The organism is Vibrio sp. A1-b2 (assembly GCF_021726015.1).
In the GTDB taxonomy this organism is placed as follows: domain Bacteria; phylum Pseudomonadota; class Gammaproteobacteria; order Enterobacterales; family Vibrionaceae; genus Vibrio; species Vibrio diazotrophicus.
Window position 1 is genome coordinate 806,070 of the sequence record NZ_JAKKCI010000001.1, and the last position, 20,835, is coordinate 826,904.

The following is a 20,835-nucleotide window of genomic DNA, read 5'->3' on the forward strand; positions in this document are numbered from 1 at the left end:
TTTAAAACTATCAATTAAACCGAATATGAAAACTGAGCTTTCGCTATTTGAACGCACGCTAACACTGCATCGCTTCCCGATTCGTAACAATGAGCTTCTGCAAGCTTGGGATGCGGGTGATGAGTACTTGATCTCACACATTGAAGAACTAGCGCTAGCCTCACCAAAACGCATTTTGATTTTAAACGATTCGTTCGGCGCTCTCAGTTGCTGGTTTTCTGCGCAGCACCAAGTGTTCATGATGAGTGATTCTTTCATTGCTCACAAAGCAACACTGGAAAACTTAAAACGTAACTCTTGCAATGACGTGACACTTCTCAACACCATGGATGAGATACCTAACGACATCGATCTGGTGTTGATGCAAATCCCTCGAAATAACCGTCATCTGGTGTGGATTCTGAGTAAACTTCGTCAATCTGTAGACGAAAAATGCCCCATTATTTCTGTCAACAAAGCAAAAGAGATTCATTCTTCAACACTGCAGTTGTTTGAGAAGTATTTGGGTGACACTAAGACATCTCTGGCATGGAAAAAACACCGCTTAGTGTTTTCTTTTGCCAATTGCACACCAGTACCCAATGTGGACGAAGAAGTTCGATGGGAAGTCGAAAACGAGCAAATGAGCTTAGTGAATCTTCCCAACGTGTATTCTGGAGAGAGCCTCGACCAAGGCGCGCGCTTGCTGCTTGAACATTTGCCAAGTGAAGATCTCACAGACTTTATCGACCTAGGTTGTGGAAATGGCGTGCTATCGATAAAACTGGCGCGGTTAAATCCCAATGCCTCGATTACTTGTGTTGACGAGAGCTTTATGGCGGTGGAAGCAGCCAGACGCAACTTGAACAACAATTTACAAACACAACCTGAGATAACTTGTATCGCGAACAATTGTTTAGATGAGTTTGAAACGGAGAGCGCTTCGTTTATCGTATGCAATCCCCCTTTCCATCAACAACAAGCGATCACAGACCATATCGCATGGCAGATGTTCTGTGATTCAAAGCAAGTTCTTAAAAAAGGGGGCAAATTATTGGTTATCGGCAATCGCCACCTCGGATACGATATAAAACTTGCTCGCCTTTTCGGTCACACACAAGTAAAGACTGTCGCTAGCAACAATAAATTTGTTATCTTACAAGCTACTAAGTATTAGGGTCTGGTGACCTTAAGCATGTTCCTGACATGCCAAAACAAACGAAAGGAATTGACCATGAAAAAACTGGTTCTCGCAGCTTCTATTGCTTTATTGGCCGCTTGCTCTGCACCTCAACAACAGCAGATAAGCCTAAACCCTACGGCTGTTTTAAGTAACAGTGATATTGTGACAAACAGCAAGTTCACTTTGGTTAGTAAAGACGTTCGCTCTGCGCAATATGTTGCTTTAGTCGATAGCGGCCGCAACAACATCGAACCTATTCATGCACGCCAAAACGTTCGTATCGCTTTGGAGAATGCACTTTCAAGCCAATTTGATTCTCAAGGCTTCACTATCACAGTTAACAGCGAAAACATGCTGACGCTTGAAATCCAAGAAGCCTTAGTGACTGTGACTCATACCATCATGGAAAATGAGATGAACGGTAAAGTTCTGCTACAACTGACCGCAGAAACACCAAAAGGTAAGTTAGTGAAGAGCTATACAGGTACTGCAAAACGTACTGGTGCCCTAAGCGCTTCAAATGAAGATATTGAACAAGTTCTGAATGATGTTGTGAACCTTGTTCTTAAAGAAATCGCAGCAGACACAGAACTACAAAACTACATGAAGGAGCGTTTCCATGGTTAAAACTCTATCCATGGTGAAAAGAATGTCCATGGTGAAAGGCTCTTTGGCAGCGCTCGCTATTGCAGCGAGCAGCTATGTTTGGGCAGGGCCTCAAGTGGAAGTTGAAACCACTTTAGGCACTTTCACCATTGAATTGAATGAAGAACAAGCACCAATCAGTGTTGCTAACTTCCTTCGCTACGTTGAAGACGGCAGTTATGTCGGTACTATCTTCCACCGCATCATCCCGGGCTTTATGGCACAAGGTGGCGGTTTCGATACCGACATGAAGCAAGTCAGCACCTATGCTCCAATTCAAAATGAAGCGAGCAACGGTTTACGCAATGACACCGCGACAATTGCTATGGCTCGTACCAACGATCCAAATTCAGCCACGCGTCAGTTCTATATCAACCTCGTTGATAACGATTTTCTGAACTACGGCCAACGCCCACCGGGCTACGCTGTGTTTGGTCAAGTCACTAAAGGTTTTGAAGTCATTCAAAAGATGGCTCAACAACCTACTCGATCAATTGGCTACATGAAGGATGTTCCTGTAACACCTATCATCATCACCAACGCCACTCTGATTAAATAACACCTAAAGCTCCGATTTATTCGGAGCTCTTTTTCCGACAAGGAAAGGTCCATGCAACAAGAAAATCAATCTCTCACTTGGGTTGAAACTATCCGTAGCTACTTCGATAAACGTCTGCTTTGGGTATTGATGCTCGGATGCTCCAGCGGTTTCCCTTGGGTGTTGATTGGCTCAAACATGTCTGGCTGGTTAAAAGATGCAGGACTGACTCGCAGTGCCATTGGCTATTTCGGCAGTGTGTTTGCGGTTTACGCGATTAACTTTCTATGGGCACCCGCGGTTGACCGAGTCCGCTTACCGGTTCTGCACTCTCTGCTTGGGCAGCGCCGCAGTTGGATACTCCTTTGTCAGGTTCTGATTTTAATCTGTACGCTGTTTATTGCTGGCGTAAACCCAGCGACAAACCTGATGCTGACATCCATGCTCGCCCTAGGTATTGCGATAGCTTCTGCAACTCAGGATATTGCGGTTGATGCGTTTCGTATTGATACCTTTCCGAAATCGGAATCCAGTAAACTGCCACAAGCTTCTGCTATGGCAGTGATTGGTTGGTGGACAGGCTATTCGGTTCCCGGCTATCTGGCATTTATCAATGCTGATTCAATGGGCTGGAATGGTGTGTACTACGGCATGGCTGCCATCGTGGGCGTGTTGATTCTGTTTACCCTGCTGGTTGGCGAGCCTAACACCAACCGTGAAGCGCTACAGAAACAGGCTGAGCAACGACACAACAAAGTAGTTAATTCAAAGATATTGGCCTGGTTGAGTGTAACTGTACTGGAGCCATTCATTGATTTCTTCCGCCGCAACGGCACTTCGGTAGCTATCACACTGCTGTTGTTCGTTTTCCTATTTAAGATTGGTGAAGCGTTCCTCGGTCGAATGTCTATCGCGTTTTACAAAGAAATCGGCTTCAGCAACGAGCAGATTGGTTACTACTCCAAATTGATTGGCTGGGGTATTACTATGCTGTTTACCCTGCTTGGCAGTATGGTCAACGTACGCTTTGGTATTGTCCGCGGATTGATGATTGGTGGTATCGCCATGTCAGCAAGTAACTTAATGTTCTCTTGGATTGCTCAGGTTGGTCCAAATGAACATCTTTTCCTTGCCACTATTATTGTCGATAACTTCACCACGGCATTTTCTACAGTCGCCTTCGTCTCCTTCTTAACAGTGATGACGGGGCAAGCCTTCTCTGCAACTCAGTACGCCTTGCTAGCCTCATTAGGTAACTTCGGCCGCACTACACTGGCCTCATTCAGTGGCGAGCTGGCAGACTACTTAAATGACTGGTCGCTGTTCTTTATTCTGACCGCTTTGATGGTTATTCCAAGTTTGATCATGCTGTATACGCTGCGTCATTACTTTACTGACCTGTTAAACAAAGCAAGAGATCACAAAGAAGAACTGGTAGAAGATAAAATAGTGAAATAAAAACAAGAGGGAACCTAAGGTTCCCTCTTGTTTACCCACTGAGTTATTCGTAGTCATCCAAATGAATGCGCGGTGCTCTTGCGGCATTCACCGCGCAGATAAGAGCAAGAGTCCCTGCGAGCAAAAAACCCGTCTGGAAAGCATTAGAAATCACAGGCTGCGGTGTATTGAGTAACTCACTGAGTGAGCCTTCTGCACTGAAATTCGGAATCAGTGAGTAAATTAATGTACCAAACACCGCTGTCCCTACAGAAGCACCGACAGAACGGCTTAGCGATCCCATTGATGTGATTCGGCCTAAATTTTCTTTTCCAGCAATGGTCTGAATTTGCAGTTGAGTCGACGGCATAACCGTTCCGAAACCCAATCCACATAAGCAACCAAATAAACTCACAACATAAGGCCCGAAATCAAACATCGCCAATGAGAAAAATGCCAGACAGCTTAACGACATGCCCATCACCGGCATCCATTTAGGGATACCCGTTTTGGCGATAACCTTACCTGTAATATAAGAACCACTAATCATTCCCGCAGACAACGGCATCAACAGTAGTCCAGCAGTCGCAGCCGAAGTGTTAAGACCCACCTGAAGATAAATTGGTAAGAAGAACACTAATGAAAACAAGCACGCTGCAAATAAGAAGGTGGAAGTCAGTGGAATATAGATTTCTTTTTGCACTAATAGCCGCAAAGGAAGAAACGAGTGAGAAACCCTTTTCTGTTGCACGACAAGCACAACTAGCAAGACAGCGAAAGTGGCCAACAACGTAATGCTGGTTGAGGAACTCCACGAGAAGTAATGTCCACCAGCAGACAACCAATAAATAATTGCAGTCATCATGCTTGGAAATAGTATTAATCCAAAGAAATCTATTGGCTTTTTCTCGGCTTTACGGCTGACTTGCTCCAGTTTTGCTAAACGATACAGTGCAAATCCAATTAGGGGTAAGTTAAACCAAAACAACCAATGCCAAGTTAAATAGGTCACCACAACGCCGCCAAGCACGGGGCCACAGATACTGGATAAAGCAAACAAAGAGGCAAAATAACCTTGGAACTTTGCTCTTTGTCTGGGCGGAACATATTCACTAATCAAAGCTTGAGACAGACTCATTAAGCCGCCACTCCCTAGCCCCTGAACAATTCGGCCAAACACTAAACCATGCATACTCACTGCTAACGCACAAACTACAGAGCCAACAGCGAAAATGCAGAGCGCAATCATCAACATCTTTTTACGACCATACTGATCACCAAGCCAACCATACACAGGTACGGAAGCCGCACCCGCAAGCATATAACCAATTGCAATCCACGATGAAAGCTGAATATTACCCAAATCTCTGACCATGACGGGTGTTGCGGTTGCTAGCAGTGTTTGATCGATAGCCGCCAAAAACATCGGCAAAAAGACTGTGGTAAAGATGGTAAGAAAGGTTTTCTTATCTATCGGCTCCGCCATGGTATTCCTTCATTGATAACCAGAGCCAACATCATACACTGAAATAGTGTTTTATTAATCTTATAGCCTCCAATAGGTCCACTTCGATACTTGATATAAGCCACTGTATAAAAAGATTAAACCAACACATTTAATAAAAATAACTTGCACAAATTATTTTTAAATGAACAAAACAAACCTTTCATTTCCTGCCTAGATTGACCACAAAAAAAAGCTGAATAAAGTCGATCACGAAGACAGACAAAAGCCCCAAAACTTATATAAAACAAGGCTTACAAAACAAGTTTAATACCAAATATAAACCAACTGAATATTTAGCAATACATCATCTCCCAAGCTTTATTAACAAAAAGTGTTGGTTAATCGATCTGCTTCAAAAACAACAATTGGAAAAACTTGAGTGACACAAATCACATTAAAAATGCAATAAAATGAAATATGAATTTAGTTCACTTTTTATTTAAATTAATTAGATCTAACTCACAATGTTTATCTACTTTTGCAACTTTTCTCACTTTCAATTGAGATTTAAATCGCTATCATGCACCCAAATTGGACAGGCGGTAATCAAGCCGCTCCTGAATTGATACAAAACATAGAGAGTTACCCTTATGCGTAAATCACTTCTTACTCTTGGCCTATTAGCAGCAACTTCTGCTCCAGTTATGGCTGCGGATTACTCAGATGGCGACATCCACAAAAACGATTACAAGTGGATGCAATTCAACCTAATGGGTGCATTTGATGAGCTTCCTGGTAAATCTAGCCATGATTACCTAGAGATGGAATTTGGCGGCCGCTCAGGAATCTTCGACCTTTACGGTTACGTTGACGTTTTCAACCTAGCAAGTAACCCAGGTAGCGATAAAAACGGTAAAGAAAAAATCTTTATGAAGTTCGCGCCTCGTATGTCTCTAGACGCGCTTACTGGCAAAGACCTATCTTTCGGTCCAGTACAAGAGCTATACCTAGCAACTCTTATGGAATGGGGCGGTAACTCTGGTGTTAACTCTCAAAAAGTTGGCCTAGGTTCTGATGTTATGGTTCCTTGGTTAGGTAAAGTAGGTATGAACCTGTACGGTACTTACGACTCTAACAAGAAAGACTGGAACGGTTACCAATTCTCTATGAACTGGTTCAAACCTTTCTACTTCTTCGAGAACGGTTCATTCATCTCTTACCAAGGTTACATTGATTACCAATTTGCAATGGAAGACAAATACTCTTCTGCTAGCAACGGTGGTGCAATGTTCAACGGTATCTACTGGCACTCAGACCGCTTCGCTCTAGGTTACGGTCTTAAAGGTTACAAAGATATCTACGGTATTAAAGATACTGATGGCTTCAAGTCAACTGGCTTTGGTCACTACATCTCAGCAACTTACAAATTCTAATATTTGAAGTCTAAATTGCTCGAAAGGCGCCGATTGGCGCCTTTTTTATTGCTTTCCCAGTCCTGCTCATTATCCTTAGCCGCAGAGATTATTTAGCGGTGATTCTGGGGAAATATGAATATCGTCATTGTTGGTCCGGGTGCAATTGGCAGCCTATGGGCGTATAAGCTGCATCAGGCTGGACACAAGGTTTCCTTGTGGGGCACTAAACAAAGTCAGCAATGGATGTTGGCAGCGGATGATTCCCCTGAAATTCTATTTAGCTATAACCAACCACAGACTCTTATCGATGCGGATCTCTTACTGGTCACAGTAAAAGCATGGCAGGTTGAAGCCGCCATAACTCCACTCCTCCCCCATGTGAACAAAGATGCCATTTTGCTTTTTATGCATAATGGTATGGGGGCTGCTGATAACATCGCAGAGCTGATATCCGAATATCCGGTCGTCATCGCCACCACGACCCACGGCGCACTTAAAGTAGACGCTCACCATGTAAAACACACGGGAATTGGCCAAACTCAGCTTGGCGCTTTCAACCTAAAAGGCAGCCAGTGTACCTTTCTGGTTGACGTGTTGAACCACGCTTTACCGACAGTATCGTGGAACCCAAACATACAGTTTGCTCTGTGGAATAAATTAGCCATCAACTGCGCAATCAATCCCCTGACAGCCATTCACCAATGTCTGAATGGTGCACTAGCAGAAGAGAAGTTTCGTCCAACACTGGACGCTGTAATTGACGAGTTAGCATCCGTGATGCAGGCAGAAAAGATTCCCGTCGACAGGAACCAACTGACAACCACCATCGACAATGTCATTCGCGCCACAGCAGCGAATAAATCATCAATGCATCAAGATATTTTCTATCGTCGTCAAACCGAGATAGACTTCATTACAGGCTACCTTGTACGTAAAGCTCAACAACATGGCATAGAAGTGCCAGCCAATAGTGAGTTGTACAAGCAAATCCAATTATTAGGAAAAAACGGAAAACATCATGACTAAACGCATACTTGTTCCTATCGCTCCGGGTACGGAGGAAATGGAAGCGGTAACCATCATTGATATTCTGGTACGTGCTGGCTATCAGGTCGTGGTTGCGAGTGCCGATTTTGAAGGCAAACTCACCATGAAGGCGTCTCGTGGCGTGACCTTAACAGCCGACTGCAAGTTGGTTGATATCGCAGATGAAGAGTTCGACGCTGTTGTTCTACCGGGCGGCGTACAAGGCTCCGAGAACTTCCGTGACAGCACCGTTTTGGTTGAAATCATCAAGCAACAAAAATACGACGGACGCTTAGTTGCTGCTATCTGCGCAGCACCTGCAGTCGTTCTAATTCATCATGATCTTTTCCCAGGTGCGTTAATGACAGGCCACCCGAATTTTAAAGACCATATTCCTGAAGATTTATGGCGCAACCGTCGCGTCACTTACGATGTGAACAACAACCTTCTCACCAGCCAAGGTCCAGGTTCAGCGTTAGAGTTTTCTATTGAAATTATTGCCCTGCTTTCTGGCAAAGCGTTAGCTCGTGAAATTGCACTGCCTATGGTTCCAGTACCACAGCTGAACTATGAAAAATACGGTGAGGCATAAATGCTGGATATCAACGGCATTCGTGCGCAATTTCCAGCCCTGTCTCAGAACATCAATAATGAACCCTTGGTGTATCTCGATAGCTCAGCAACCACTCAGAAACCTCAAGTCGTCATTGATGCGATTACTCATTACTACAGCGCGCAGAATGCCAATGTGCATCGCGGCAGTCATAGCTTAACCGCGCACGCCACCAGCCAGTTTGAAGCAGCAAGAGATAATGTCGCTCAATTTATTGGTGCGAAGAGCAGTAAGAGTATTATCTGGACTCGCGGCGCGACTGAAGCGCTCAATCTTATCGCTCAAACTTACGCAAGAAATACGCTCAAAATTGGTGACGAAATACTGATTAGTGAGATGGAACATCACGCGAACATCGTGCCTTGGCAAATCGTCGCCCAGCAAACGGGTGCAACGATTGTAAAAGTACCAATGACGCAAAATGGCGAATTCGATTTAGCGGCGTTTCATCAGTTGCTGACCACTAACACCAAGATCGTCGCATTAGCTCATATCACTAACGTGACTGGCTGCCGTCAACCGATTGAGGAAGTGATTCAAGCGGCTCACGATAAAGGGGCGGTTGTCGTTGTCGATGGCGCTCAAGGCATAGTGCATGAAAAAGTGGATGTCTCTGCATTAGACGCGGACTTCTACGTATTCTCTGGCCACAAACTCTATGCTCCAGCGGGGATTGGGGTTCTTTACGGAAAGTTAGCTCTGCTAGAGGCGATGCCACCTTGGCACGGCGGCGGAAAAATGGTCGAGAAAGTATCATTCTCTGGCACCACTTTCTCAGGCTTACCTGGCAAATTTGAAGCGGGTACTCCAAACGTAGCCGGAGCGATTGCTTTAAGCTGTGCAATTGACTGGTATGAGAGCTTTGATAGAAATGACATCGAAGATCATATTCATCGGCTCCAACAGAAAACTTATCAGGCGTTAAGTGCGATTGATGACATTCGTGTATTGGGCTACCAAAGTAACGCCAGCGTCTTGAGTATTGTTATGGATGGTGTTCATCATCAGGACTTAGCGACTTTGCTTGATCAACAAGGTATTGCGGTTCGCGCAGGACATCATTGCGCCCATCCTTTGATGGAAGCGTTTGGTGTAAAAGGAACCGTGAGAGTTTCGTTTGGTATCTACAATACGGATGAAGATGTCGAACGCTTAATTGCCGCCATAGAAAAAGCTGTCGACATGTTGTAAGTCCGCCGCTTTTAGCTGTTTCTTTGCCTTATTCCTCCATTCAATTGGAACTATGTTCAGCTATTGCCAGACAGGACGTCTGGCAAAGTGTTGACGGACACAGGATGTGGCCTTCAACACGGTAGCTCGAAACAGAGTGGAAATTGGATGAAAGAGAGGAATATCGGCAAACGGGCTTTTTGGTGACTTTTTTGCCTGTAGAAAAAAGTCACATAGCCACGACAGTGGCTATCAATAAATGAAACCTAAACAGCGATCTCTTTTACTTTATCGATGATAGCCTTCAACCCATTCCCTCTGGAAGGACTCAAATGCGTGATGAGTCCGAGCTGTTCGAAATATCCATCCACATCAAAATCTTGGATCTGTTGAGACGTTTTGCCTTCAAAAGCGGCCATCACTAGGGCAATCAAACCACGAACGATACGTGCATCGGAATCGGCGCAGAAATGCCAGATACACTCTTCTTGCTGACTAACCAACCAGACTAAGCTTTCACATCCCGAAACCGTTACTTGTTCACTTTTCAGTTCTTCTGGCATCACAGGTAGCTTTTTGCCCCACTGAATCACCTGACGGTAGCGGTCTTCCCAGCCTTTAAATTGTTGCATGGTCTGTACTATATCTTCGCTGGTGATTTCTGTGCCAAAAGGTGAGGCTGGAAAAGCAGTCATGAACAATACTCCAGTGATTACTTACTGTGTTTCTGAATGATTTTTTCTACGATACGCGCAACAGCAACAAAACCGAATGTTGCGGTAACGACGGTAGCAGCACCAAAACCAGACGCACAATCCATACGTTTAGGACCTTCTGCGGTCGATTTGGTCGCACAGACTGAACCATCCGCTTGTGGATACTTGAGATGTTCTGTTGAGAAAACACAGTCGATACCAAACTTGCGCGCCGGATTGGTCGGGAAATTATGGTGCTGACGCAGACGATCTTTGATCTTCTTCGCCAGAGGATCTTGAATGGTTTTAGTCAGATCAGCCACTTTGATTTGCGTAGGGTCGGTTTGACCACCAGCGCCACCAATCGTAATCACTTTGATCTTGTTGCTGCGACAATAAGCAAGCAAAGAGGCTTTCGCTTTCACACTGTCAATCGCATCCAACACATAGTCATAATCTTTGGTCAGATACTCATGCTGGTTGTCAGGCGTGATGAAATCATCAATCAAATTAACTTTGCACTCAGGGTTAATTAGCTTAACGCGTTCTGCCATCACTTCAATCTTGCTCTGACCAACAGTGCCAGACATAGCATGAATTTGACGGTTAATGTTGGTCACACAAACATCATCCATATCAATCAGCGTCAATTCACCAATACCTGTTCTTGCCAACGCTTCAACAGCCCATGAACCCACACCGCCAATACCAATAACACATACGTGCGCCGCACGTAGGATATCTACTTCGCTATTGCCATACAGTCGACGAGTACCGCCGAATCGTTGGTTATAGCTATCTGAGGCTGGAGTATCGAGTTCACGCATGACAACAATCCAAATTAAAGAGGGTTCAAAAAGAAAGAGTGCGATTTATACGCACTCTTAATATAAATGTCCAGACCATCACATCCAAACTCCGCAAAAGTGATTGGCGTTGCAGGCAGACGATAACTAGCAGGCTGAAAAGTTATTCCAATTTTTCGGGTGGTAATGCCCAAGGCGCCTGCAGTGGCGAGTTCTCAAGACCTAACTTCCAAACTCGGCCAAAGTGTTTGTAGTGCCCCGCTTCGGTACCCGCTCTTGGTCCCATACCATGATAAAGGTCGAGATGGTTCTGTTTTACCGCGCCACCTGTGTCTAACACAATCAGCAAACGTAATTGGTGAGCGCCAGACCAAGTGCCATCCGCATTCAACAAAGGCACTTCCGCCAAAATAGGTGTGCCCATCGGAAACAGAGTGCGATCGCCCGCTACCGATGCCATTGGTAATAAAGGAATACCTGCCGTCCCCGTTACAGGTGCAGCCGCTCTTGGTTGGAAAAAGACATAAGAAGGGTTCTGTTCCAGAAGCTCTTTCACTGTTGCTTCATCATTCGAGTGAGCCCACTCATTGATGGCTTTGAGTGACATCTTTTCCCGTTCAACCAATCCTCGCTCAATCAGCACTTTGCCAATGCTCACGTAAGCTTTATTATTCTTACCAGCATACGCAAAGTACTCTAACGTATCGTCATCACCGAAATGCACAAAGCCACTGCCCTGCACTTCCATAATAAAAGGATCAATTCGGTTGGCCGCATATCCTAGCTCAAGCCCTTGTCCATCAAGTGCGCCATCATAGATTTGCGCTCGTGTCGGACACTCAATCTCACACTTAGGCATGCTGTGAACGGGATACTTAAAGGTTTCGTCAGGAGTATGACGCAGCTCTATCACCGGAGAAAAATACCCTGTGAACAAGACATTGCCTTTACTATCACCGCCGCCTAACTGAGCAGACTGGATACCAAACTGAGAGAGCTGAGTAGTATCGCCACTTTCTATTACCCACTCGTTGAGCTTCTCATAGAGAGGGCCAAAGGTTTTAGCCATAGAAGGAGAATTGACAACCACTTGCTCACTTTGCTTGGCAAATTCAGTAAAGTCGCGCGGTTTATTGGATTCCACCACATCCACTTTATTCAGTGTTCTGGTAAAAGGTTCATCTAAGTATTGTTGCGCTCTGTCAGTCGGTTGAGCACAACCAAACAGAAGCACTAAGCTGGCAAGAGAAAGAAGGCGTTTGTTCACTGAAGGCATCCCATATTGAATTCGACCGAAAGGATGACAAACTAACTACCGAAGCGCAATTGCGAAATTGTTAAATTAGTTTTTTCCTGACATTCGGAAAATGGGTTTGTAATGAGCACTGGTTATCTGCTTCATTTCCGTGTTCTCAGGGTTCGTCATTTGAAACTTGTATTCCTGCCCCGCAACCTCGAAGGTTAAATAGTGTCCGTCGAAATCATACCGCGTGGTATAAACACGCCCTTCCATCGTAATACCGTCAGGACCAATTTCCAGCCTACGAGTTGAGTAATAAGCCACATCTTGCTCCACCCAGACTCCGTAAATCTCTTGTTTCGGCGCAAGAGTGCCTTTTATTCGGTCAATCACATTTCCGTAAAGAATCGCCGCTACAATACTTCCCAAAACCAAGAGTAAGATTAGGAAGAGTTCCAACCGTTTTCTATTTTTCACACCACTGCCATTCGCGGCAGTGTCTTGTTGTGAATTATTAAACATTTGGTCTCGATTTAATTTAGCTGCTTTAGGCATCGTATCTCTTACTTAGAACTTATTTAAATCAACACTGCCAATACAGCGTTACAAAAAAATAGTCGCGTTAACCTACTAAAAACCACTTGCTCACAGATGAATAAAAAGTCATTATTCAGACATATTTAAACAACCATAAACATAAAGAGTGCCATCAGTGAAAATTCGTAGTACCGCTCTTGTTAAAGGCTTTAGACAATCAGCTCCGTATGTTAATGCTCACCGTGGAAAAACCATGGTTGTTATGGTGGGCGGTGAAGCGATTGCCGATAAAAATTTCGCGAATATTATTAGTGATCTGGCTCTGCTACATAGTCTCGGTGTCAAAGTAGTGCTTGTTCACGGCGCACGCCCACAGATAAATCAGATTTTAGAGACAAACAACCGCACCACTCCTTATCACAAAGGCATTCGAATCACTGATGAAGAAGCGCTGGGCTTGGTTATGCAAGCAGCAGGTCAGCTTCAACACGCGATAACCGCACGCCTTTCAATGAGCCTAAACAATACGCCAATGGCCGGAACACAACTCAATGTGGTCAGCGGAAATTTTGTTATCTCTCAACCACTAGGTATAGATGATGGTGTCGATTATTGCCACAGCGGGAAAATTCGTCGAATTGATATCGATGGCATTAACCGTATGCTCGACCAAGGTTCTATTGTACTGTTAGGTCCCATAGCTAGCTCAGTGACTGGCGAATGTTTCAACCTGCTTTCAGAAGAAGTTGCGACACAAGTTGCGATAAGATTAAAAGCTGAAAAGCTGATCGGCTTCTGTTCTGAACAAGGCATAATGGACAGCGAAGGTAATTCAATTGCAGAACTGTACCCTGCTGAAGTGAATAACCTGATTGAGAAAATGGAAGCTGAAGATAATTCCAATGGTGAGGAGAGGTCGGGAACCCTGCGTTTCTTAAAAGCAGCCGTAGCCGCTTGCCGAGCTGGCGTTCCTCGTAGCCATTTAGTCAGTTACAAGGAAGACGGAGCGTTAATCCAAGAACTGTTTTCTTTTGATGGTATCGGTACACAAATTGTAAAAGCGAGTACCGAGCAACTTCGCCAGGCACAGATCGATGATATCGGCGGTATTTTTGATCTGATTCGCCCACTGGAAGAACAAGGCATATTGGTGCGTCGTTCACGTGAGCAATTAGAGCAAGAGGTTCACAAATTCACCATTATTGAAAAAGATGGTCTGATCATTGGCTGTGCGGCACTTTATCCTTATCCAGAAGAGGATATGGCTGAGATGGCGTGTGTGGCTATTCACACCGAATACCGCGATGGTGACCGTGGTGCTTTACTGCTTCGCCATATGAAACAACAAGCTAAACTCATGAATATAAATAAGTTATTTGTATTAACCACCCACAGCTTGCACTGGTTCAGAGAGCAGGGCTTCATCGAGTACGGTGTCGATGCACTGCCAATGTCAAAACGTCAGCTTTACAACTATCAACGTCGCTCAAAAATACTCATTCTTAAGCTTTAGTCACATAAACATAATCAATCAATAGCAGATGCAATATTTATATCTGCTATTGATTGAATAATTAGTATATTAATTTGTATTTTAGATGTTCATTAATTAATCACTTTTCATACAACACAGAGCTGTGTAAAATCTCGCCACTCGTGACATAGATCACCTTATTGCATTGAGTTGGAATTCTACCTAAGGGCTTAACTTAGGGAGAGCACGGATTGCTTCAACGATAAATAACTTATTGAAGAGCAAACTAATTTATATGAAAACCGTAATTTGTAATTCGCTACAAAGCTTCTGGGATATGGCAGATCATAACTTCCTAGAAGGTCTAGATGTACATTGCGTGTTTCCCGTCAGTGACTACCTAAAAAGCTTTATCTTAGGCTCACAAACGCGCTATAAGATCCGCAATATCACTTTTTCAAAAGCTGTTTGCTAACACCTTTTGTGGATTCGCTAGGCAGCCAAGGAAGGTTGCCAGAATCTCTGCCTACGTCCTTATTAACTAAACATTAGTAACGACTCATTGTCTCAACCAGAACCGTGAAATTACCCTTTTAAGCGTTCAACCAATCCACTCGCTCGTTCAGTCTTAAACTGAATACCTCGTTTCAGCACACCAATATCACAATACAAAGCCAGACGCTCTTTTGCTCGGGTAATACCTGTATAGATCAGTTCACGCGTCACTATCGGACTGTACTCTGGCGGCAAAATCATCGCGGTGAATTCAAACTCACTGCCCTGTGATTTATGAATCGTCATCGCAAACGCGGTTTCATGTTGAGGAACTCGGCTTGGCAATACAGCTTTTACGCTACCATCAGGAAGCTCGAAATAGACCTTCAGCCTTTGCTCGGCATCCTCTTCATCTCGCATACATATGCCTATGTCACCGTTATACAGACCAAGGGCGTGATCGTTCAGTGTCACCATCACAGGGCGACCGTGATACCAAAGCTCCTGTTGAGTCTTGATCAAATTACGCGCCGCCAAAGCACGCTCAATACGATGATTCAGCCCCACCACACCAAAGTCACCCTCGCGCACAGCACACAATAAACGGCTTTGACTGAATGCTTTTAATACCGCTTTGGCTTTACTCGCCATCGTTTCAAGTTGCAAGCTTTCAACAGCATCAGTTGTAACATCAGCTTTGGTGCGCTTACCTGCCCGTTGAAGATAAACAGAATAAGCATCCACCAAAGATTTGATCATCTGGTTATAGTTGTCACTGCTTAACGGGTAGTGGTTAATATCCGAGAAATCTTGATTCCAGACTTCATCCACCTTCGCGGCTCTGCCGCTGTTTATCGCTTTAGCCAATTGCCCAATACCGGATCGGGCATCAAAACGGTAGCTTTTTTGCAGCATACACAAGCTATCTGCAACGCTGCTGTGCGAAGCCTTGGAGTGGGTAGATGAAACTGAATTGCCCAAGGTGTGGAAGCCGGTCAGTACAGAGAGCAACTTGCCTTGCGCGGCGCTGTATCCGTTATCAATAAATGAGCAGATATCACCCAACACTGCGCCCGCTTCAACGGAAGCAAGCTGGTCTTTATCACCAAGTAAAATCAAACGTGCATGGCTAGGCAGTGCATCGACCAGTTTGACCATCATGGATAGATCCACCATGGAAGCTTCATCCACCACCAGCACATCTAAGTGCAGCAGGTTTTTGTTGTGATGACGAAACTCAGCGCTGCCCGGAATGGCCCCAAGCAGGCGATGAATGGTGCTGGATGAAGTTGGAATAGCAGACTTTAACTCCGGCTCTACAGCTAAACTTTCTACCGCTTTACCGATAGATTCAGTTAAACGAGCGGCTGCCTTACCCGTTGGTGCGACCAACTTAATGTTCGGTGTATGACCTTGCTGCTGCGATTGGCGAATTAAAGCTGCAAGCAATTTGGTGACCGTCGTGGTTTTACCGGTTCCCGGTCCTCCGGAAATGACCGCAAAACGACGAGTCAAAGCCACTGCGGCTGCTACTTTCTGCCAGTTTAAACAACAGCTCGCAGGAACGAGCGTATCCAGCGGCTGAAGATCTTCCATTCGCTGAACGCTAATAAGCACGGCATCAATTGCAGTCCAGTCCAGTTGGCCATCGTCGACCACATCAAGGAAATCACACACCATTCGCTGACGACTGACCTGAGAAGTCTCAATGCTTTTCAAAGCTTTAAAAAGAAAGCGGTAGTCGCGTTCAAATAACACATCGAGCAGCTCCCTGAGTTTTTGAACTTGAATAGGCTTTTGTACATCAGTAGGCTTTAAGATCATCGGTGACCCAAAGCTCTGTAATCTGTCTGCCAGAGTCACTTCATAATGCCAGTAACGATGCAAATAGAGCCTCTGCCCATCAAACATCAGCGGAACAGCTTCCCCTTGCAAGCCAACCAGCTTTGAGTTTGGCAGAATTCGATTCCAATCCGCATTTACCCAAAGAGGATTCACCGCTAAAGCCGCTTCGCCATACAAACCCAGTTTGGCAGACAGATCAACGCTGCTGCCGTGACTGTCCCACAGAGCTAGACAAATATTGCCTTTGCCCAGTTCCGCGCTGACGGCTGCCACCAATAAAAGAAAGGCACTTTTTTCCTCTGCACTCAACTCGTCGCTAGACAAAAGCGAAGCGACAAAACGAGCAAACTGGTAATCAAGCTGGCGAATACTGCCCTGCTTAGCCAAACGCGCTAACACATCCAAAGCTTGTGTGCTCATAATCCTAGCTCCATTTGCCCAGCAGAGTTTGTTCGTTCATCCGGCTCTTTACCTTGTATCAATAAATCCAGTTCTTCTAACATTGTTTGGCTTGGTTTTGCATTGAAAATACCGTGCTGCGCTTTGCCATCCATACCGCGCAGGAACAGATAGTAAACACCACCGAAGTGTTTGTTGTAGTCATAATCCGCTAAGCGACTTTGTAAAAAGCGGTGCAGCGCTAATGCATACAACTGATATTGCAGATCGTATCTGTGTTCTGCCATTGCTGAAGCCAAGCGTTCACCGTGGTAAGCCTCGACTTCATTGCCTAAATGATTCGATTTCCAATCCAGAACATAGTATTTGCCTTCATGCTCAAACACTAAGTCGATAAAGCCTTTCAGCATCCCCTGAACGGTGTAGAACCCCAGATCACCCGCCTTAGCAGAAAGAGGATCATGGCGTTGAACCACACGGTTTAACGCTGGTGCGTTGAGAACTTCAATTGGCAACAAAAATTCCATCTCAACCAATCTCTGATGAGGCTGTTTTTGGTTAAGCAGTAACTTTTTACCATCTAGCGGAGTCGCCAACACATCGTTTACCAGCTTTTGGATCACAGGTAACCATTCCATCTCTAACTGTTCAAGTTCCAGCAGATGACTGATGATTCTCGTGTTGTGCTCGCTGGTTGCAGATTCAGTGAACTCAACCTCTTCAAACACGGTGTGCAAGAAAGTACCAGGGCGGGCACCACGCGGAAAAGTGAAAATAGTTCGTTCTATTTCCGTCTCTGTCAGGTCATCGTGTTCATCCGCAGAATCCACATCGAAACCCGCAATCTCAATTGTTGCGTCATGTTCTTTTTGATGACTGCCCTGCTTCACCAAACCCGAGTAACTGGTAATACGCCAAAAACGGTCAATCTCACTTCGCAGCTCCTTGGCTTTAAGAGCAGGCAGTGTTTGTTCTGACGGCGTAAATACGGTGTCATGTGCTTCTGGAGGCGAAGTAACAGAGACAGAAGATAAGTGTTTTGCATGGGTTTGAACGGACTGGGTCAGGAGATCAATCCCCCCTTCCTGCCCGTTTTGCAGCAGATAGCCGATAGCGCTGTGATGAACACCTGTTGGCTCTTTGGTTGAGCGCCCATTACGTAAAGGGGCAACACCGATAAAACAGCCATAAACCGAGCGGGTTAATGCCACATAAATCAAACGCAAATCTTCCGCCAAACGTTCTTTGTCTGCCTGTTGCAGAGCCTGTTTATCACCAGTGATATCCAGCAGGGTTTCACCGCTGGCAGTGTCGTAAAACTTACCTTCGCTCGCTTCTCGATAGCTGACCACAAACGGCAAAAACACCAAATCATATTCCAAACCTTTGGATTTGTGGATGGTAACGATCTGCACCAGATTTCTTTCTGACTCCAAACGCTGAATCGCATCGTCATTCCCCCCCATTCCTTGCTCGGCATCGGTGATCGTTTGAGCCAACCAACGTAACAAGCCGTGGTCACTATCGATATCTTGAGTGGCTTGTTGCAACAGTTCGCTGATGTGCATGAAATCGGTAAGATTTCGCTCTCCATCTGGCTCTTCCAACCAACGTTCTGCAATATGACGAAGGCTTAAAACAGATCGAAGCATTGGCAGCACGCCACGCTCAAGCCAAAGCTGTCGGTACTGCTTAAACTCGTTAACGGCTTTTTCCCACTCGTTTTCATCGTTATTGAGTGCATCAAGCTGCTTCGAATTCAGCGCAAACAATGGCGATGCTAAAGCCGCGCGTAGCGCTCTGTCATTCTCGGGAGTAAGCACGGCTTGCAGTAAACGTTGAATATCTTGAGCAATAGAACTGGTAAACACGCTATCACGGTTAGACAGATACACACTGGCAATACCCTGTTTCGCCAGTGCTTCTTTAATCATTCGCCCTTCATTACCTGTGCGAACCAGTACGGCGATGTCACCTGCTTGAATCGCTTTGTCTTTGCCACTACTAAAGTGGGCTTGACCTTGCTGCGCCGCCGTTAAAATGGTTTGAATCTGGCTCGCTGTAGCCTGCGCCATAACATCCAAATAACTCCCTTTGGTAACTGGCGAACCTTCCGTTTCTTGCAACCAATAAGTCAATGCGGGTTGTTTCTCGCCGTTTAACAGCCACTCTTTTTTAGCGGCGTACGGGTTTGGTTTAACAGGTAAGAAAGGAATATCTGCATCATAAATAAACGGGCTGTCAGCCAGCTCAAATACTTGGTTAACCGCCTCTACCATATCGGCGCTTGAACGCCAGTTGGTTCCCAAGGTGTAATGGGCAGCGACCTGATTACGCGCTTTAATGTAGGTAAAAATGTCAGCGCCGCGGAAGGCGTAAATCGCCTGTTTAGGGTCACCGATCATAAACAAGCCACACTCAGGATTGTTCAGATAAATGCGGCTAAAAATGCTGTATTGCAGCGGATCGGTATCTTGGAATTCATCGATCATTGCCACCGGATAAAGATGGCGAATGCGCTCTGCTAGCAAGCCTTGCTCATCGCCGTCGATAGACGCAGAGAGTTGACTCAACAGATCATCAAACGACAACCACTGTTTGCTCGCTTTGGCTTTCGCCAACATAGCGCGGCAATGATGAATGGCGTGAGCAACTAAAGGTGCTTCAATCGTTATTGGCTCTGCTAAGAACTGTTCAATAACGTTAAAAATCTCAAGTTGAGGCGGATTACCTTTCTTAGATTTCTCTGCCAGTTTGCTTTGAGCAAACTCAGATAACGCTTCAGGCACCAACAAATCATGAGTGGCGGAGCTCGCCCACTGAGTCAGACTTTCGATACGTCTCAATAATGCATTTTGAGAATTCTTATGCAGGTCGGAGCCAGTAATACTTGGCTCAATATCCTCCAGCGCAGCAAGCCATTGCTTTTTGATAGCATCAATTTTCAGCAGATTGTTTTTATGCAGTTCCGCTAGATCGCCGTCCATCATCGGAGTGGTCAGTGACAATGGAATACCCGATAAATAGCCACCAATTTTTTCTAACAATGCAGCGGGGGACGACCACAAGCGTCGAACTTCGGCCGCCAAATTTAATGGCAAAGGATAGAACTGACGACGCCAGTAGTCGGCGACGACTTGTGCTTTCAGATGACTTTCATCGGTGACAAATTCATTGTTAAAGCGGCTGCCTGATTCAAAAGCATTTTGCGTCAGCATTCGTTGACAGAAACCATGAATGGTATAAACCGCCGCTTCATCCATCTGGCGTTCAGCATCTAGCAGAAGCTTGGCTGCGTATGCGTGATCCGCAAAATCGTTGAGTAAAGGTTCAATCACGGGGTCGTCGCTGTGACCACGAGAGAAGGCTAAGCGGGCATCATGAATACGCGCTCGAATACGGTCGCGTAGTTCAGCGGTCGCCGCTTCAGTAAAGGTCACCACTAAGATTTGCTCAACGGTTAAAGGTACTTGATGGCGACTTTCTTCACTTCCATGTCCCAACAACAGGCGCAAATAGAGCCCGGCTATGGTGAAAGTTTTACCTGTACCCGCAGAAGCTTCTATCAAACGCGCGCCATGCAGTGGAAACGTCATGGTCTCTAGTGGCGTTGCTACGATACTGGAAGGAAGATTCATTCGTTATTATGCCTTTCGTTAAACCAATAATTGTGTCGCAAAATTTATGTGATCTTGTTTAAGAATTTATATGTTGGTGAATGCAAGCGTCAGCGCTCAGATAGTTATGCGAGCAGCTTCACAGAACGCACCAACTTGGAACATTACACTGCACCCACTTAATGCAAACTTAGTTTATAAAATAACCACTTATAGGTTATACAAACTATCCGTTTTAAAACGCTGCCTGCATTAACACCGAATTATGGTCCCT

At 45.2% G+C, this 20,835-nt stretch carries 17 protein-coding genes; 10 read left to right on the forward strand and 7 right to left on the reverse strand.

Annotated features, from left to right (window positions below):
• Nucleotides 1-25: 25 nt before the first annotated feature.
• The 4 genes from L3V23_RS03720 to L3V23_RS03735 are packed head-to-tail and all read left to right on the forward strand — an operon-like array spanning nucleotide 26 to nucleotide 3,803.
• Nucleotides 26-1,156 (forward strand): methyltransferase, encoded by a 1,131-nt coding sequence (locus L3V23_RS03720; RefSeq protein WP_237291959.1) that lies wholly within the window; start codon nucleotides 26-28, stop codon nucleotides 1,154-1,156.
• 57 nt (nucleotides 1,157-1,213) lie between these two features.
• Entirely contained in the window at nucleotides 1,214-1,789 is a 576-nt protein-coding gene (locus L3V23_RS03725) for a YajG family lipoprotein (protein WP_102940392.1), read from the forward strand.
• A 28-nt stretch (nucleotides 1,790-1,817) separates the two neighbouring features.
• A complete protein-coding gene (locus L3V23_RS03730; protein WP_102986806.1) occupies nucleotides 1,818-2,366 on the forward strand; it encodes a peptidylprolyl isomerase in 549 nt (182 codons plus the stop codon).
• Nucleotides 2,367-2,417: 51 nt separating this feature from the next.
• Nucleotides 2,418-3,803: an MFS transporter gene (locus L3V23_RS03735; protein ID WP_237291918.1), complete on the forward strand. Its 1,386-nt coding sequence runs from the start codon at nucleotides 2,418-2,420 to the stop codon at nucleotides 3,801-3,803.
• Between the two features lie 43 nt (nucleotides 3,804-3,846).
• Here the strand turns inward: L3V23_RS03735 and L3V23_RS03740 are convergent, their stop codons facing one another.
• On the reverse strand, nucleotides 3,847-5,268 hold the full coding sequence (locus L3V23_RS03740) for an MDR family MFS transporter (RefSeq protein ID WP_102963543.1): 1,422 nt from the start codon (nucleotides 5,266-5,268) through the stop codon (nucleotides 3,847-3,849).
• A gap of 611 nt (nucleotides 5,269-5,879) precedes the next feature.
• On the opposite strand from L3V23_RS03740, the gene L3V23_RS03745 reads away from it, so the two are divergent.
• From L3V23_RS03745 to csdA, 4 genes are all read left to right on the forward strand, one after another.
• Complete coding sequence (locus L3V23_RS03745; RefSeq protein WP_102966120.1) at nucleotides 5,880-6,662, forward strand: outer membrane protein OmpK; 783 nt, start codon at nucleotides 5,880-5,882, stop codon at nucleotides 6,660-6,662.
• Between the two features lie 114 nt (nucleotides 6,663-6,776).
• Nucleotides 6,777-7,670, forward strand: coding sequence for a 2-dehydropantoate 2-reductase (panE, locus tag L3V23_RS03750; protein ID WP_237291919.1), 894 nt, complete (start codon nucleotides 6,777-6,779; stop codon nucleotides 7,668-7,670).
• On the forward strand, nucleotides 7,663-8,262 hold the full coding sequence (locus L3V23_RS03755; protein ID WP_102940401.1) for a DJ-1 family glyoxalase III: 600 nt from the start codon (nucleotides 7,663-7,665) through the stop codon (nucleotides 8,260-8,262). The genes panE and L3V23_RS03755 overlap by 8 nt, the downstream gene beginning before the upstream one ends.
• The gene (csdA, locus tag L3V23_RS03760; RefSeq protein ID WP_237291920.1) at nucleotides 8,263-9,474 is read left to right on the forward strand and encodes a cysteine desulfurase CsdA; all 1,212 of its coding nucleotides are present in this window, start codon (nucleotides 8,263-8,265) and stop codon (nucleotides 9,472-9,474) included.
• A 245-nt stretch (nucleotides 9,475-9,719) separates the two neighbouring features.
• Here csdA and csdE read toward each other — a convergent pair whose 3' ends face one another.
• The 4 genes from csdE to L3V23_RS03780 form a co-directional block, all read right to left on the reverse strand.
• Nucleotides 9,720-10,148 carry a cysteine desulfurase sulfur acceptor subunit CsdE gene (gene csdE / locus L3V23_RS03765; RefSeq protein WP_237291921.1) on the reverse strand — a complete coding sequence of 143 codons (429 nt, stop codon included), beginning with the start codon at nucleotides 10,146-10,148 and terminating at the stop codon, nucleotides 9,720-9,722.
• 17 nt (nucleotides 10,149-10,165) lie between these two features.
• The gene (gene tcdA / locus L3V23_RS03770) at nucleotides 10,166-10,975 is read right to left on the reverse strand and encodes a tRNA cyclic N6-threonylcarbamoyladenosine(37) synthase TcdA (RefSeq protein ID WP_102940404.1); all 810 of its coding nucleotides are present in this window, start codon (nucleotides 10,973-10,975) and stop codon (nucleotides 10,166-10,168) included.
• A gap of 142 nt (nucleotides 10,976-11,117) precedes the next feature.
• Nucleotides 11,118-12,221, reverse strand: a complete 1,104-nt coding sequence (gene mltA / locus L3V23_RS03775; protein ID WP_237291922.1) for a murein transglycosylase A — start codon at nucleotides 12,219-12,221, stop codon at nucleotides 11,118-11,120.
• A 75-nt stretch (nucleotides 12,222-12,296) separates the two neighbouring features.
• The gene (locus tag L3V23_RS03780; RefSeq protein WP_237291923.1) at nucleotides 12,297-12,716 is read right to left on the reverse strand and encodes a DUF2850 domain-containing protein; all 420 of its coding nucleotides are present in this window, start codon (nucleotides 12,714-12,716) and stop codon (nucleotides 12,297-12,299) included.
• A gap of 190 nt (nucleotides 12,717-12,906) precedes the next feature.
• On the opposite strand from L3V23_RS03780, the gene argA reads away from it, so the two are divergent.
• On the forward strand, nucleotides 12,907-14,244 hold the full coding sequence (gene argA / locus L3V23_RS03785) for an amino-acid N-acetyltransferase (RefSeq protein WP_102954371.1): 1,338 nt from the start codon (nucleotides 12,907-12,909) through the stop codon (nucleotides 14,242-14,244).
• Nucleotides 14,245-14,500: 256 nt separating this feature from the next.
• Entirely contained in the window at nucleotides 14,501-14,680 is a 180-nt protein-coding gene (locus L3V23_RS03790; RefSeq protein WP_081878637.1) for a hypothetical protein, read from the forward strand.
• A gap of 110 nt (nucleotides 14,681-14,790) precedes the next feature.
• Here L3V23_RS03790 and recD read toward each other — a convergent pair whose 3' ends face one another.
• Together recD and recB are read right to left on the reverse strand one after the other, a co-directional pair.
• Nucleotides 14,791-16,965 (reverse strand): exodeoxyribonuclease V subunit alpha, encoded by a 2,175-nt coding sequence (recD, locus tag L3V23_RS03795; protein WP_237291924.1) that lies wholly within the window; start codon nucleotides 16,963-16,965, stop codon nucleotides 14,791-14,793.
• Complete coding sequence (recB, locus tag L3V23_RS03800) at nucleotides 16,962-20,582, reverse strand: exodeoxyribonuclease V subunit beta (protein ID WP_237291925.1); 3,621 nt, start codon at nucleotides 20,580-20,582, stop codon at nucleotides 16,962-16,964. Before recB ends, recD begins: the two co-directional genes overlap by 4 nt.
• Nucleotides 20,583-20,835 lie beyond the last annotated feature (253 nt).

What these genes read in the sequence shown, in the direction of transcription:
- L3V23_RS03720 (WP_237291959.1), top strand. Translation starts at nt 26, where the DNA reads ATGAAAACTGAGCTTTCGCTATTTGAACGCACGCTAACACTGCATCGC.
- L3V23_RS03725 (WP_102940392.1), top strand. Translation starts at nt 1,214, where the DNA reads ATGAAAAAACTGGTTCTCGCAGCTTCTATTGCTTTATTGGCCGCTTGC.
- L3V23_RS03730 (WP_102986806.1), top strand. Translation starts at nt 1,818, where the DNA reads ATGGTGAAAGGCTCTTTGGCAGCGCTCGCTATTGCAGCGAGCAGCTAT.
- L3V23_RS03735 (WP_237291918.1), top strand. Translation starts at nt 2,418, where the DNA reads ATGCAACAAGAAAATCAATCTCTCACTTGGGTTGAAACTATCCGTAGC.
- L3V23_RS03740 (WP_102963543.1), bottom strand. Translation starts at nt 5,268, where the DNA reads ATGGCGGAGCCGATAGATAAGAAAACCTTTCTTACCATCTTTACCACA.
- L3V23_RS03745 (WP_102966120.1), top strand. Translation starts at nt 5,880, where the DNA reads ATGCGTAAATCACTTCTTACTCTTGGCCTATTAGCAGCAACTTCTGCT.
- panE (WP_237291919.1), top strand. Translation starts at nt 6,777, where the DNA reads ATGAATATCGTCATTGTTGGTCCGGGTGCAATTGGCAGCCTATGGGCG.
- L3V23_RS03755 (WP_102940401.1), top strand. Translation starts at nt 7,663, where the DNA reads ATGACTAAACGCATACTTGTTCCTATCGCTCCGGGTACGGAGGAAATG.
- csdA (WP_237291920.1), top strand. Translation starts at nt 8,263, where the DNA reads ATGCTGGATATCAACGGCATTCGTGCGCAATTTCCAGCCCTGTCTCAG.
- csdE (WP_237291921.1), bottom strand. Translation starts at nt 10,148, where the DNA reads ATGACTGCTTTTCCAGCCTCACCTTTTGGCACAGAAATCACCAGCGAA.
- tcdA (WP_102940404.1), bottom strand. Translation starts at nt 10,975, where the DNA reads ATGCGTGAACTCGATACTCCAGCCTCAGATAGCTATAACCAACGATTC.
- L3V23_RS03780 (WP_237291923.1), bottom strand. Translation starts at nt 12,716, where the DNA reads ATGTTTAATAATTCACAACAAGACACTGCCGCGAATGGCAGTGGTGTG.
- L3V23_RS03790 (WP_081878637.1), top strand. Translation starts at nt 14,501, where the DNA reads ATGAAAACCGTAATTTGTAATTCGCTACAAAGCTTCTGGGATATGGCA.
- recD (WP_237291924.1), bottom strand. Translation starts at nt 16,965, where the DNA reads ATGAGCACACAAGCTTTGGATGTGTTAGCGCGTTTGGCTAAGCAGGGC.
- recB (WP_237291925.1), bottom strand. Translation starts at nt 20,582, where the DNA reads ATGAATCTTCCTTCCAGTATCGTAGCAACGCCACTAGAGACCATGACG.